This window comes from Rhizobium sp. YTU87027 (genome assembly GCF_050644135.1).
GTDB lineage: Bacteria > Pseudomonadota > Alphaproteobacteria > Rhizobiales > Rhizobiaceae > Rhizobium.
This window is the reverse complement of record NZ_CP098441.1, coordinates 1,499,839-1,513,754: the sequence shown is the minus strand read 5'-3', so window position 1 is coordinate 1,513,754 and position 13,916 is coordinate 1,499,839. Positions and strand designations below refer to the sequence as shown.

General features: G+C 59.7%; 13 protein-coding genes and 4 pseudogenes. 14 read left to right on the top strand and 3 right to left on the bottom strand.

The window, feature by feature from the left end:
* Nucleotides 1–27 precede the first annotated feature (27 nt).
* The 5 genes and pseudogenes from NBG89_RS26075 to NBG89_RS26055 form a co-directional block, all read left to right on the top strand.
* Nucleotides 28–126: pseudogene (locus tag NBG89_RS26075) on the top strand (protein usg); the annotation flags it as partial.
* Between the two features lie 164 nt (nt 127–290).
* Entirely contained in the window at nt 291–767 is a 477-nt protein-coding gene (locus tag NBG89_RS26070; RefSeq protein ID WP_431323202.1) for an Hsp20 family protein, read from the top strand.
* A 69-nt stretch (nt 768–836) separates the two neighbouring features.
* Nucleotides 837–1,136, top strand: a complete 300-nt coding sequence (locus NBG89_RS26065; protein ID WP_431323201.1) for a DUF982 domain-containing protein — start codon at nt 837–839, stop codon at nt 1,134–1,136.
* Between the two features lie 9 nt (nt 1,137–1,145).
* Nucleotides 1,146–1,427, top strand: coding sequence for a hypothetical protein (locus tag NBG89_RS26060; RefSeq protein ID WP_431323200.1), 282 nt, complete (start codon nt 1,146–1,148; stop codon nt 1,425–1,427).
* Between the two features lie 166 nt (nt 1,428–1,593).
* Nucleotides 1,594–1,728: pseudogene (locus NBG89_RS26055) on the top strand (SPW repeat protein); the annotation flags it as partial.
* A gap of 351 nt (nt 1,729–2,079) precedes the next feature.
* On the opposite strand, the gene NBG89_RS26050 reads toward NBG89_RS26055, so the two are convergent.
* Entirely contained in the window at nt 2,080–2,589 is a 510-nt protein-coding gene (locus tag NBG89_RS26050) for an Hsp20/alpha crystallin family protein (protein WP_431323199.1), read from the bottom strand.
* Between the two features lie 95 nt (nt 2,590–2,684).
* On the bottom strand, nt 2,685–3,146 hold the full coding sequence (locus NBG89_RS26045) for an Hsp20 family protein (RefSeq protein WP_431323198.1): 462 nt from the start codon (nt 3,144–3,146) through the stop codon (nt 2,685–2,687).
* Between the two features lie 356 nt (nt 3,147–3,502).
* Here NBG89_RS26045 and NBG89_RS26040 point away from each other — a divergent pair, with 356 nt between their 5' ends.
* The 3 genes and pseudogenes from NBG89_RS26040 to NBG89_RS26030 all read left to right on the top strand — a co-directional run.
* A complete protein-coding gene (locus NBG89_RS26040) occupies nt 3,503–3,817 on the top strand; it encodes a co-chaperone GroES (RefSeq protein ID WP_431323197.1) in 315 nt (104 codons plus the stop codon).
* 54 nt (nt 3,818–3,871) lie between these two features.
* Nucleotides 3,872–5,500, top strand: a complete 1,629-nt coding sequence (gene groL, locus NBG89_RS26035) for a chaperonin GroEL (protein ID WP_431323196.1) — start codon at nt 3,872–3,874, stop codon at nt 5,498–5,500.
* Nucleotides 5,501–5,535: 35 nt separating this feature from the next.
* Nucleotides 5,536–5,694 (top strand): annotated as a pseudogene (locus tag NBG89_RS26030) (IS110 family transposase); the annotation flags it as partial.
* A 476-nt stretch (nt 5,695–6,170) separates the two neighbouring features.
* Here the strand turns inward: NBG89_RS26030 and NBG89_RS26025 are convergent.
* Nucleotides 6,171–7,209, bottom strand: a pseudogene (locus NBG89_RS26025) (IS110 family transposase).
* 452 nt (nt 7,210–7,661) lie between these two features.
* Between NBG89_RS26025 and NBG89_RS26020 the strand changes: the two are divergent.
* The 6 genes from NBG89_RS26020 to NBG89_RS25995 all read left to right on the top strand — a co-directional run bounded on the left by NBG89_RS26020 (nt 7,662) and on the right by NBG89_RS25995 (nt 13,902).
* On the top strand, nt 7,662–8,438 hold the full coding sequence (locus tag NBG89_RS26020; RefSeq protein ID WP_431324555.1) for a FadR/GntR family transcriptional regulator: 777 nt from the start codon (nt 7,662–7,664) through the stop codon (nt 8,436–8,438).
* 38 nt (nt 8,439–8,476) lie between these two features.
* Nucleotides 8,477–9,460: a D-erythronate dehydrogenase gene (denD, locus tag NBG89_RS26015; protein WP_431323195.1), complete on the top strand. Its 984-nt coding sequence runs from the start codon at nt 8,477–8,479 to the stop codon at nt 9,458–9,460.
* Between the two features lies 1 nt (nt 9,461).
* Complete coding sequence (locus tag NBG89_RS26010) at nt 9,462–10,238, top strand: SDR family oxidoreductase (protein ID WP_431323194.1); 777 nt, start codon at nt 9,462–9,464, stop codon at nt 10,236–10,238.
* Nucleotides 10,239–10,336: 98 nt separating this feature from the next.
* Nucleotides 10,337–11,404: an ABC transporter ATP-binding protein gene (locus tag NBG89_RS26005; protein ID WP_431323193.1), complete on the top strand. Its 1,068-nt coding sequence runs from the start codon at nt 10,337–10,339 to the stop codon at nt 11,402–11,404.
* Between the two features lie 157 nt (nt 11,405–11,561).
* Nucleotides 11,562–12,878: an ABC transporter substrate-binding protein gene (locus tag NBG89_RS26000; RefSeq protein ID WP_431323192.1), complete on the top strand. Its 1,317-nt coding sequence runs from the start codon at nt 11,562–11,564 to the stop codon at nt 12,876–12,878.
* 91 nt (nt 12,879–12,969) lie between these two features.
* Nucleotides 12,970–13,902: a carbohydrate ABC transporter permease gene (locus NBG89_RS25995; RefSeq protein WP_431323191.1), complete on the top strand. Its 933-nt coding sequence runs from the start codon at nt 12,970–12,972 to the stop codon at nt 13,900–13,902.
* Nucleotides 13,903–13,916 lie beyond the last annotated feature (14 nt).

The window sequence follows — 13,916 nt, the reverse complement described above, 5'->3', positions numbered from 1 at the left end:
TCTGCCGCTAACACTGACTGCCTAACAGAAATCTGGCAAGTCAATCTCGACGGCCCGCTGCATTCCGTCCGCTATACGCATCAGCGCCTGATCCGGCCGAACGAATGGCGCCGTGTTGAAGGTGAGTCAAGCTGCACTGAGATTTGCGAAAATTCTCCAAGGCAGCCCTTGAAGCCGGATTTCTCAAATACCAGATCATTTGCCGCCAGCCGCTGACAACAGGGCTGGCAATGCTGGAAGCGCCGTCTTTCGGCGCTCCATACCCATGTTGCTTTTAGGAGGATATGGCTATGGCAACACCTTACGACTACACGCCTCTCTTTCGATCGAGCGTTGGCTTCGACCGGCTCTTCAACCTGCTGGAAAACGCCCAGCGCGACCGTTCGCCCAGCGATTGGCCGCCCTATGACATTGTCAAGACGGGGGACGACGGCTACCGCACCTCGATTGCGGTGGCCGGCTTCTCCGAGGGCGACCTGGACATCACATTCCAGACCAATCTTCTCACCGTTACAGGCAAGGAGCAGGATGTTCCGTCCGAAGCCTATCTGCACCGAGGCATCGCCGGCCGCCCGTTCGAACATCGTTTCGAGCTTGCCGATCATGTCAGGGTGAGTGGAGCGGGATTGAGCAATGGTCTGCTGACCATCGATCTCGTCCGGGAGATTCCCGAGGCATTGAAACCGCGCAAGATCAGCATTCAAAGTGGTTCCGCTCTCGGACAGCCGCATGCGGCGCCGCAGATCGAAGCGCAGAGCGCCGCTTGAGCAAGTTTCGACCGGAGGGCGCCGCTGTAGTTGCGTCCTGCAACATCGCGGGTTGGAAAGGAGTGAGTTATGAAACCCGATATGTTCAAGAAACCTGTGCGTATTCTCGTCGGTCTTGGATTCCCGACGGAAGTGAGAAGCGTGATGGACGCTTACCGACATCTAGTCGAGTGGCCGATATCGCTCAGGGATGGTCCGCATTCGGTTGCGCTCAAGGCATGCCGCTCTGCCTTGCGCGGCGAGATCGAAGCTGAAACCGCACGAGGGTTGTTTGCCGCCTTCGCGGAAAAGCACGATCTGCTGGCGCCGGAAACTGACCTCGTCATGGCGACACATGCGAGGTGGAGCAGGAAGCCGCACGTAAGCTGAGGCGAACCGATGATGGACGATATGTTTAAGCAGATTGCCGCAACTGCCGTGAACATCGGACCGGAAGTTCTAGCATCTCACTGGTCGCCGTTTCGACGTCCAATGGATGTGGTGAAGGCTCCTGCACTTTGTGTCGATGATAAACGGGCCATTCTCGCCGCGTGGGCTTCGGACCTATACGCGATAGATTCGAAACCGGCTCTCCGTCATATGCCAGGAACGCCTGAGCCGGTTTCAATCGATGAGGTTCGGTCTGCCCTGCGAGAGCTCGATTCGCGGTACGATATCTGACGGAGCTATCTGGCGCCTGCTTCAAAGCCTTGCCAGCTTTCCGACGGGCGGTTCTCATATGAGGCGGCCCGACGGTGCCAGCTTTCGCTTTTCATTATTGTTCCGGCGGCCGCTTTTAGGCCTGGAGGAGCGGTAGGCTGTGGTGCGGTTGAGCCGCATCTTCTCCTGGCTGATGGTCTCGCCCTGGCTGCTTCAATTCGCGGCGAGCATGAACGCGATGTGGACCCATGTGGTCCTCGGCATGCTCGTCACCGCCGTGTCAGCCTGGGCACTCTGGGACTATCGGCGGGTGGGAAATGCAGTTCAACCTGAGTCAGCGTGTCATATCACTCCCGCCAGTGTAGCCCATCAGACAGTCGATGACGGGTGGGGCTTGCCGCTCGAATACCAGCAGGTTGCCCCGAGACGCGCGCCGAAGTCATCACCGAGCGTGACGGGTGAAAAATGCGTGCTACGGGATCAATGTTTGGTCGCCGGCAGTTGATGTCAATCGCCAGGGGCTGGCTGGTGCTGACGTGCTCCACGAACTTCCGGCCAGCGCGGCCGGATAGTCTGTCTCGCGCAAGGGGTTCCCTCAACCACGTCATCGGTTTTTGCCACCCGCATATCCAGCCGGGCACGTTAGTACCCGGCTGGCTTGCGGCGGTCGGTATTATTTGGTGCTGTCGATGGTGATCCGCTTGACGTTGGCTCGCGCCTTTTCGGTCTTCGGCAGCGTCACTGCGAGGAGACCGTTCTTGAACGTTGCGGCGATCTTGTCCTCATCGACTTGGCGACCAAGGGACAGCCGCCGTTCGAAGCGCCCGTAATAGCGCTCGCTGAACCGACGATCCTTATCCTCGGTTTCCGATTTGCTTTCGCCGCGAAGCGTCAGCATACCGTCTTCCAGCAGCACCTCGATGTCGTCTGGTTGGATGCCTGGAACCTCCGCTATCACGCGGATCTCGTTGTCATTCTCCTCGATTTCCACGTGCGGCCACGAGCCATTGAAAGACGCCGTGCCACCGAACAACGATGGCGGGCCGAAGCCGCGGAAGACTTCGTCGAACAGACGGTTGACATTGCGGTGCAGCGACAGGAATGGATCCATGTCATCACCGCGATAGATGCTCGGGACCTGGCTGCTGCCACGGCTCCACGGGATCAGGTCACGTACACTCATGGCTGTCATCCTTTCGGTTTCTTTCCTCCTTTTTGGCGCAGCTGCTTTCCTTCACCTGCTCGACAACAGGTGAGGATCGCGCAGTGCGCGCTTCGTCAGGCCGCCTTGTCGCCGTCGATCTGCTTCGAAGCTGGTTTCGTCATCTCGGTTTCGATGGCGATCCGACGTGGCTTCATTTCCTCAGGTATTTCCTTCCTGAGGGTGATAACGAGAAGCCCGTTCTCGAGCTTTGCGCCCTCGACGATCATATGATCGGCGAGTTCAAATCGCCGAACAAACGGTCGTACCGGAAGCGCATGATGGAGGTATTGTACCTCTTCGTCCTCCGATTTCACGCCGTTGACCACGAGCATGTTCGCTTCATGGGTAATCGTCAGTTCGTCCTCGGCGAAGCCCGCCGCCGCGATAGCGATCCGGTAGGCATCTTCGCCAAGTTTGACGATGTTGTAGGGCGGCCAGTTGTCAGCGTTGAGGCTGGCGTTCTCGAGCAGGTCGAAGATGCGGTCAAAGCCGATACTTGACCTGTAGAAGGGGGCAAAGTCGAGGTTTGTTCTCATAGCTACATCCTCCGTAGAGCAACATAGATACGAGGGAGCGCCAAGAAGCTAGGCGCCCCCTGACCAGGCCGACCCATTTTTGGCGGCCGGCGAAGATGAAGTGGGGATTACATTGCCTTCCGTCAAGAGGGGCGGCGAATGGCATCGGCGAAGAATAGTCCCATGAATTCATACCGGTAGCACTCGACAGGGCGGAGTGCTAAAAAATTTCTGCGCCCCTCTTGAAACTCGAAAAAACAAAAACCAGATCGATTTGCGCGGCGATGCCGAAAAGCTCGTCGCTCCGCGTCGGGTTCGCTTCCGAATGCGGCGCGGAGGACCGCTTGAAAAACCTGTTTGTCCATGAGGAGAGCGACATGACGTTCCGTCCCTTGCATGACCGAATCCTGGTTCGCCGCATCGAGGCCGAGGAGAAAACGGCCGGCGGCATCATCATTCCAGACACGGCGAAGGAAAAGCCGCAGGAAGGTGAGGTCGTTGCCGCCGGCCCTGGTGCGCGCGACGACAGCGGACAGTTGCGACCGCTCGATGTGAAAGTGGGCGATCGCATTCTGTTCGGCAAATGGTCGGGCACCGAGATCAAACTCAATGGCGAGGATCTGCTTATCATGAAGGAATCGGACGTGATGGGCGTGATCGAGGTCGAAGCCGCAGCGAGAAACGCAGCCTAGTGTCGATCCCGCCCCCTGCTAACAAGGAATGCTGCCTCAGGAAGGAGTAGAAAAATGGCTGCCAAGGAAGTGAAATTCCATTCCGACGCCCGCGAGAAGATGCTGCGCGGCGTCGACATCCTCGCCAATGCCGTCAAGGTTACGCTCGGCCCCAAGGGCCGTAACGTGGTGATTGACAAGTCATACGGTGCTCCCCGCATCACCAAGGACGGCGTCACCGTCGCCAAGGAGATCGAGCTTGAGGACAAGTTCGAGAACATGGGCGCACAGATGGTGCGGGAGGTTGCCTCGAAGACCAGCGACATCGCTGGTGACGGCACCACCACCGCGACAGTTCTCGCCCAGGCGATCGTCAAGGAAGGTGCGAAGGCCGTGGCGTCGGGCATGAACCCGATGGACCTGAAGCGCGGTATCGACAAAGCCGTAGACGCCATTGTCGAGGAATTGAAGACAAACGCGCGAAAAGTCACCAAGAACGACGAGATTGCCCAGGTTGGCACCATCTCGGCCAACGGCGACACCGAGATTGGCCGCTTCCTCGCAGAAGCGGTCGAGAAGGTTGGCAATGAAGGCGTCATCACCGTCGAGGAAGCCAAGACCGCGGTGACGGAGCTGGAAGTCGTTGAAGGCATGCAATTCGACCGCGGTTATCTCTCGCCGTATTTCGTCACCAACCCGGACAAGATGCGGGTTGAGCTCGAAGAGCCCTACGTGCTCATCCACGAGAAGAAGCTCTCGAACCTGCAGGCGCTGCTTCCGGTCCTTGAAGCGGTCGTTCAATCAGGCAAGCCGCTGTTGATTATCGCCGAGGATGTCGAGGGTGAGGCGCTGGCGACGCTCGTCGTCAACAAGCTGCGCGGCGGCCTGAAGATCGCGGCTGTCAAGGCTCCGGGCTTCGGCGATCGCCGCAAGGCCATGCTGGAGGACATCGCCATCCTGACGGGCGGCACGGCAATCTCTGAGGATCTCGGCATCAAGCTTGAAAACGCCACGCTCAACATGCTCGGCCGTGCGAAAAAGGTCGTCGTCGAGAAGGAAAACACAACAATCGTCGACGGCGCTGGCTCGAAGAGTGAGATTCAGGGCCGCGTCGCCCAGATCAAGGCGCAGATTGAGGAAACCACGTCGGACTACGATCGTGAGAAGCTGCAAGAGCGGCAGGCCAAGCTTGCCGGCGGCGTTGCCGTCATCCGCGTCGGCGGTTCAACCGAGGTCGAGGTCAAGGAACGCAAGGACCGCGTCGACGACGCTATGCATGCCACGCGGGCGGCCGTCGAGGAGGGTGTGCTGCCGGGCGGTGGTGTCGCTTTGCTGAGGGCCGTCAAAGCACTGGACAACACTCAGACCGAGAATGCCGACCAGAGGCACGGCGTTGAGATCGTCCGCCGGGCACTCGAGGCACCGGTGCGCCAGATCGCCGAGAACGCGGGTGCCGAAGGCTCGATCATTGTCGGCAAGCTGCGCGAGAAGACCGAATTTGGTTATGGCTGGAACGCCCAGACCAACGAGTTCGGTGATCTTTACGATCAGGGCGTGATCGACCCGGTCAAGGTCGTTCGCACCGCGCTGCAAGACGCTGCCTCGGTCGCCGGCCTGCTGATTACCACCGAGGCAATGGTCGCCGAGAAGCCGAAGAAGGAGGCGCCCGTGCCGCCCCTGCCGGCAGGCGGCATGGACTTCTGACGGAACCGATCGGTCCGCGCCCTCCGGTCAAAGGCTCGGATCTCAAAAGCTGGGCACTGGCGGTCGCCAGACGTGCGGGCCCCAGAAAGGCGCGTGTCGCGCTGGCCCGTAAGCTGGCGGTGGTGTTGCACCATATGCTCAGGGATGGAACCAACTTCATTCCCCACAAGGCTCAGGCAGCCATGGCCGCCTGAGCCGGAAGGAGACAACAGGATAGGTTTCGGGCGGGCACTGCCATCAGCCCCCCAGAGCAAGGTCCCTACGCCGGGACGATGGATGGGCTAGGCCGCAGCTGTGGCAGCAACACTACATGATTGCGCGTCGCTAGATTGGCCAGCCGGTCCTCAGCAGACCCCATAAAGCAGCGGCCAAGTGCCGACTGCGGACATATGTGGACGGCCCCCTCCTTGCAAGAACTCTTATGATGATTTTGATCGGATCGCTTGCGTTCATATGTCCGGCCTTTTGTTGCGCTCGCACATGAACGCTGGCCAAGATGGGTTCCGCGACATGGATTCCAAACAGAAGCTCGACTTCAAAAGCCACTGTCCGCAACGGAGTGTCCCGCGTCTCGGATCGATCGATCACACCATCTGCTCGTTTCCTGCAAGTTCACGCATCAGACAACGCGGTAGCTTTGATTGCCAGCTTGCGGTGGTTGCCTGATCTCTTAAGCCGCACTTGCCAACTTTGGCGGCTCAGCGTTTTGGCGATAGGTTGCGCCGGTCACCATCATCTTCCAGGAAATCCGGGCGATCTTGTTGGCCAGCGCGATAGCCACGAGCTTGGGTGACTTGCGCGTGAGCAACTCGACAAGCCATGGGGAAGCCTTCCTTCCGCGTCCCGCTCGCAGGTGCTGCAACACCGCGGTCGCGCCCACAACCAGTGTTTTGCGCAATGCCTCATCTCCGGCCCTCGTAATGACACCAAGCCTGACTTTACCCGCAGTCGAATGGTCCCGGGGCGTCAGCCCCATCCAGGCGGCAAATTGCCTTCCCGACGCAAACAACTCCGGCGCCGGCGCTTTCATCACCAGTAGTACTGCGCCGATCGGCCCGACACCCGGGATTTTTGCAAGACGACGGCAGCATTCATTATTTCGATACCAGGCCATCAGTTTCGCCTCCAGTTCCCTCCGGCGCTCATCTAACTGCACAAATTCGTCAGCGAGAGATGCGAAGAGATCGCGTGCCAGGGCTGGAATGGTTTCGTTAATCATGATCCGTTCAAGCAGTAGCGGGATATGGGACATGCCTTTACCGGCGGTCAGCCCAAACTCAGCCGCATGGCCGCGAATCGTATTGGAACGCTGTGTTTGTGCGGCAACAACGCGCTCGCGTATGCCAACTAGCATCAGCACGGCTTGCTGATCCGCCGATTTCATTGGAACGAACCGCATTGTTGGGCGGCTCATTGCCTCGCATAGTGCCTCCGCATCGGCTGCATCATTTTTGCCACGTTTGACATAAGGCTTCACGAGCTGCGGGGGGATCAGTTTGACCTCATGCCCGAGCCAGCAACCGGGCCCAGTGATGCGAAGCACCACAGGCTTCGATCGCAATCACAGTCGGCGGGCATTCCGTGAAAAAGCCCACCATTTCCTTACGGCGCATCCTCTTGCGCAGGATCGGTTGCTCAGCAGCGTTGACGCCATGCAATTGAAAGACATGTTTTGACGTATCCATGCCAATACGAATAATCTGGTCCACGGACGGCTCCCTTGCTTGAGTTCACAACGACTCACTCTGGCACACTTCGATGCCGTTCAGGGGCCGTCCACCCCAACAGAAGCAAGCACTCGGCGAGGGATTAAGCTCATAAGGGATTGACTTAAGGCCCGTTACAGAAGCCCACATCTCTCCGCTGGGCTGGGCGCACATCCTGCCCACCGGCGAATATCTCTGGCCTACGGAGGAAAGCGCTTAGGGTGTCATTCCGCCCCGAGCCGGAACCGACCCCATCTCGGCGGAGCATGGCCCAATCCCGGCCCGAGCTCCGATCGACGTGCCGAAGCCTGCGGTGAGCGGCAACGGTGCTGTTTTAGAGCCAATTTTTGATGCGCTGCAGCGACGAACCTGTCTTGACGGGACATAGTTTTCGCGGCTCCATGCCAACTGATCTGCTGGACCAACCAGTGGGTCAGTTGGAGGTGATGACGGCGATGAACGGCAGCCCGATACTCACACAGATGCCGAAGGTCGGACAAAGTCTCGACCGGCGCACTGCTCGTGATCTCATCGCCGACAAGCTGATGGTGCTGATCGCCACCAACATGCTGCGTCCCGGCGATGTCTTGCCGGGTGAACGGGAACTCGCCAATGTGCTTCATGTCAGCCGCGAAACCGTGCGCGGCGCCATCCAGACGCTCGCCGCACGCGGCATCCTCGAGGTGTCTCAGGGCACTCGCACGCGGGTCTGCAACGTCGATCTCAGCCATCTCACCGTTACCATCGCCTCGCCCAACGCCATCGACAGCTACGATCTCGACGATGTTCACGCGGCCCGGCTACATATCGAGCTGAAGGTCGTCGGCGATGCTGCCGATCGGATTGATGAGGAGATGTTGGGCAAGCTCAAAAGCCTGCTCGAAGCGCAAAAGCTGTGTGGCGATGACGCCATGCGCTTCCTGATCTGCGACCGCGAATTCCACATGGGAATCTATCGGGCTTGCGGAAACCCGCTGCTCTCCGACTTCGTCACCGACCTCTACACCTACATGATGGACCACCGGCGCAGCGCGATGTCACGGCCAGGCGCGATCGATGCCAGCTATGACGACCACACCGAGATCATGGAGGCACTGGAGCGGCGCGACCGGGACGCGGTCGTTGGTGCCTTTCGACGGCATCTCACCCGGATCTACGACACGACGAAGGAACTGCTTGGCGGGAATGGGAAGCCGAAGCGGGAAAAGAGCAAGAGCAGGACGAAAGCTTGATCCGGCCTGGCCGGTAGCAGGTAGGAGGTTCACCGAGCATGCATGTCATGGTGATTGGAGCGGCCGGGATGGTTGGCCGAAAGCTGGTGGAAAAATTCGCCTGGGAGGAGGGCGTGCTTGGCTACGATATTTCCAGGCTGACGCTGGTCGATGTCATCGAACCGCCCGTGCCGCAGGCCCTGTCGGCCGCCGTAGCGACACTTGCGCTTGATCTTTCAACGGACGATGCGGCTGAGAAGCTCGTCGCGTTGCGGCCCGGCGTGATCTTCCACCTCGCGGCGATCGTTTCGGGCGAGGCCGAGGCAGATTTCGACAAGGGCTATAAGGTCAATCTCGACGGAACGCGGGCTCTTTTCGAGGCGATCCGCCATGAGGGTTTGCGGGAACCGTACGTTCCACGCGTGATCTTCGCCTCATCGATCGCCGTTTTTGGACAGCCTTTTCCGGAAAAGATCAGCGACGAGTTCTTTACCACGCCACTGACGAGCTACGGCACGCAAAAGGCGATCTGCGAACTGCTCCTCGCCGACTATACAAGGCGTGGCATTTTCGATGGCGTCGGCATCCGCCTGCCGACGATCTGCGTCCGCCCGGGTAAACCAAACAAGGCGGCATCCGGCTTCTTTTCCAATATTCTGCGCGAGCCACTGGCCGGTCAGGAGGCGGTGTTGCCGGTGGACGAGAACGTGCGCCACTGGTTTGCGAGCCCGCGTTCGGCGGTCGGTTTCTTCGTTCAGGCCGCGCGGATGGATGCGTCGGTGATCGGCCCGAGACGCAATCTGACCATGCCCGGCCTTTCCGCCCTTGTCGGTGAGGAGATCGAGGCGCTTCGGCGTGTGGCTGGTGAGAAGGCCGTCAAGCTCATCCGCCGTGAGCCCGACCCGGTTATCCGCTCGATTGTTGCAGGCTGGGCAACCGATTTCGACGCGCGGCGTGCTTGCGAACTGGGCTTCAGAGCCGAAACCAACTTCGAAGAGATCATCAAGATCCATATCGAAGACGAACTCGGAGGACACATTTGAGATGGTTCGCGCTTTGAAATCCGGCGAAGGCAAGATTGCACTGGTGACGGGCGGGGGCACGGGTGTCGGACGCGGCGTCGCCGAGGCCTTGAGCACGGAGGGTTATACGGTCGTCATCACCGGGCGGCGCGCAGACGTCCTCGATAGAGCCGCTGGCGGCATAGCGGCACAAACCGGAGGAACGGTGCGGGCGATCGTTGCAGATATTGGCGATCCGGCCGCGGTCGCTCGCCTTTTCGAAGCGGTCCGCACGGAGTTCGGCCGGCTCGACCTCTTGGTCAACAATGCCGGCTCGACTGTGCCGCCCGTGTCGCTGGAGGATGTGACCTTCGAGCAATGGAGCGGCATTGTTGCCGCGAACCTCACGGGTGCATTTCTCTGCACACAGCAGGCGTTCCGGCTGATGAAGGCGCAGAAGCCGCGCGGGGGGCGGATCATCAACAACGGTTCGATTTCGGCCCAGACGCCGCGGCCGAACTCCGCGCCTTATACGGCAACCAAGCATGCGATCACCGGGTTGACCAAGTCGACGGCGCTCGACGGGCGTAAATATGACATCGCATGCGGCCAGATCGATATCGGCAATGCAGCAACCGACATGACGTCGAAGATGAATTCCGGGGTGTTGCAGGCCAATGGCGAGACCGCCAGTGAGCCGACGATCCCCGTCGCACATGTCGCCGATGCCGTTGTTTACATGGCAAGCCTGCCGTTGGAGGCGAATGTGCTGACGATGACGGTCATGGCGACGAAGATGCCTCTGGTGGGGCGAGGGTAAGGGCAGTCGAGAGGGAACCGGAAGGGGTCCGAGAACGGTACGAGGAAGCCGCCGGGCAATCCACCGGGTTCAGATGTCATTCATAGGGAGGAAAGCATATGGCAGGCGTTGACTTCGTCGATGTCAGAAAATCATTCGGAGCCTTTCCCGTCATCAAGGGCGTGAACATCGAAATCGAGGACGGCGAATTTGTCATCCTTGTTGGCCCTTCCGGCTGCGGGAAGTCAACGCTTTTGCGAATGCTGGCTGGGCTTGAGAACATTTCGGCGGGCGAGATCCGCATTGGCGACAAGGTGGTCAACACCCTGCCGCCCAAGGATCGGGATATCGCCATGGTGTTCCAGAACTATGCGCTTTACCCACATATGACGGTCGCCGACAACATGGCCTTCTCGCTCATGCTAAACGGCTCACCGAAATCTGAGATCGACAAGCGCGTCGGCACAGCGGCCGGAATTTTGGGGCTTTCAAAGCTGCTTGATCGCTATCCGCGCCAGCTCTCCGGCGGCCAGCGCCAGCGCGTGGCCATGGGCAGGGCGATCGTGCGCGATCCACAGGTGTTTCTCTTCGACGAACCACTGTCGAACCTCGATGCAAAACTGCGCGTAGCCATGCGCGCGGAGATCAAGGAGCTGCACCAGCGGCTGAAGACGACGACCGTCTACGTCACGCATGACCAGATCGAGGCGATGACCATGGCCGACAAGATCGTCGTCATGCATGACGGCGTTGTCGAGCAGATCGGTTCCCCGCTTGAGCTCTATGACAGCCCCGCCAATCTTTTCGTCGCCGGCTTTATCGGCTCGCCGGCGATGAACATGATCAAGGGCAGGCTCGATCCGCAAAATCCGTATAACTTTATCGCAACCGATGGCATGGCGCTGCCCGTCGCGCGGCCACCGTCGGCGGGAAGAGGGCGCGATCTCATTTACGGAGTGCGGCCGGAATATATGTCGCTCGACCCGAACGGGTTTGCCGCCAGTGTCGCGGTCATCGAGCCCACCGGCTACGAAACGCAGATGATCGTGCGCTTCGGCGGAACGGACGTCACCTGCATTTTTCGCGAACGCGTCAACGTGCGCCCGGGCGAGGCGATCCATCTGTCGATCGATGCCAATCAAATTCACCTGTTCGATGCCGAAACCGGGGCGCGGCTGACCGACTGATACCGGCCCATCTTGCCGCTGCGTCGGGAGAGGAGCCCTAACGCATCCGGTTTCGGGTCGGCGTTTCCGGCAATGCCGGAAGCCATTGCCCGGCATTCGTCAAACGGGACGGCGGATGTCGAAAACGATGATGTCCCGTGTTACCAGGAGGAGCATTATGACTTTCAAGAGACGTGATTTTCTTGCTGCATCTGCCGCAATTGCCGGCATGGCTGGCCTTTCGCCTTTCGCCATCCGTCCGTCTTTCGCCCAAGGAGCTGAACCGGTCTACAAGCCGGAGGAAGGTGCAAGCCTGAGGCTCTTGCGCTGGACGCCCTTCGTCAAGGGCGACGAGGATGCATGGCTTGCCAATACCGCGAAATTCACGGAAGCGACCGGGGTTGCCGTCCGTATCGACAAGGAAAGCTGGGAGGACATTCGCCCGAAGGCCGCGGTCGCCGCGAATGTCGGGTCCGGACCGGATCTGGTGATGTGCTGGTTTGACGACGCCCACCAATACCCGGACAAGCTTGTCGATCTGACCGAGCTTGCCAACTATCTCGGCGGCAAATATGGCGGATGGTACGATGGCGTGAAAGGCTATGCGACGCGCGACGACAAGTTCATCGCCATGCCGCTGACAGCCATCGGCAACGCGGTCTGCTACCGCGACAGCCATATGAAGGCGGCTGGCTTCAGCGAATTCCCGAAGGATACTGAAGGTTTCCTCGAACTCTGCAAGGCGATGAAGGCGAAGGGAACGCCCGCCGGCTTCCCGCATGGCAAGGCCGTCGGTGACGGCAACAACTATGCCCATTGGCTGCTTTGGAGCCATGGTGGCAAGATGGTCGATGAAGGCGGCAAGGTTGTCATCAATAGTCCCGAGACGCTGAAGGCGATCAACTATGCCAAGGCGCTGTACGAGACCTTCATTCCAGGCACCGAGAGCTGGCTCGATATCAACAACAACCGCGCCTTCCTCGCGGGCCAGGTGTCGCTGACGGCGAACGGCGTCTCGCTCTATTATGCGGCGAAGAAAGACCCGGCGACGGCGGAACTTGCGGCTGATATCCGCACCACCAACTTCCCGATCGGTCCGGTCGGCCAGAGCGTCGAACTGCATCAGACGAGTTCACTGGTTTTGTTCAACCACACGAAATATCCGGAAGCGGCTAAGGCTTACATCAAGTTCATGATGGAGGCCGACCAGATGAATGCCTGGATCACGGGTTCCAGCGCCTATTGCTGCCAGCCGCTCAAGGCCTTCGCCAGCAATCCCGTCTGGACGTCCGACCCCATCCACGCGCCCTATGCACGCGCTTCCGAAACGCTGCGTCCGAATGGCTATGCCGGCCCGCTCGGCTATGCCTCCGCCGGTGTGATGGCCGACTATGTGCTGGTCGACATGTTCGCGAGCGCCGTCACGGGGCAGAAGACGCCGGAAGAGGCGATTACTGAGGCTGAGCGCCGAGCAAACCGCTATTACCGGGTCTGAACCCGCGGTCGCAGCAAGGCTGTCCAGAAAGGGACCGGCGCAAATGCTCCCGCCGGTCCCATCCCCAAATCCATCATGCTGGAGATGTCCGATGCCCACAGTATCGTCCAGGAAGCCGCCATCGGCGATCGCTTCGCTCATGCAGAACAGGAATATGATCGGCTTCCTCTTCATGCTGCCGGCCGCCGTCTTCCTTGTCTGCTTCCTGACCTATCCGCTTGGTCTGGGCGTCTGGCTTGGCTTCACCGATACGCGCATTGGCCGTCCTGGCGTGTTCATCGGGCTCGAAAATTACATCTTCCTTGCCGAGGACTCGGTCTTCTGGCTCGCGGTCTTCAACACGCTTCTCTACACGATCGTCGCATCTGTCCTGAAATTCGTCCTCGGGCTCTGGCTGGCGCTGCTGTTGAACGAAAATCTGCCGTTCAAATCCTTCTTCCGGGCGATCGTGCTTTTGCCCTGGGTCGTTCCGACCGTGCTTTCGGCGCTGGCCTTCTGGTGGATCTACGATGCGCAGTTCTCGATCATCTCCTGGTCGCTGATGCAGCTCGGTGTGATCGACAGCCCGATCAACTTCCTCGGCGATCCGACGAACGCCCGGGCCTCGGTGATCGCAGCCAATGTGTGGCGCGGCATTCCTTTCGTCGCCATTTCGTTGCTCGCTGGTCTCCAGACCATTCCGGCCTCATTGCAGGAGGCCGCGTCACTGGACGGCGCGACAAGCTGGCAGCGCTTCCGCTACGTCACGTTGCCGATGCTGACGCCGATTATCGCCGTCGTCATGACCTTCTCGGTACTGTTCACCTTTACCGATTTCCAACTCATCTACGTGCTCACCAAGGGCGGTCCGGTGAATGCGACGCATCTGATGGCAACGCTGTCCTTCCAGCGCGGCATTCCCGGCGGACAGTTGGGCGAGGGGGCCGCGATCGCCGTGGCGATGATCCCCTTCCTGCTTGCCGCTATCATGTTCAGCTTCTTCGGCCTGCAACGCCGCAAATGGCAGCAGGGCGGCCAGGATTGATTGGGGGAGAATGA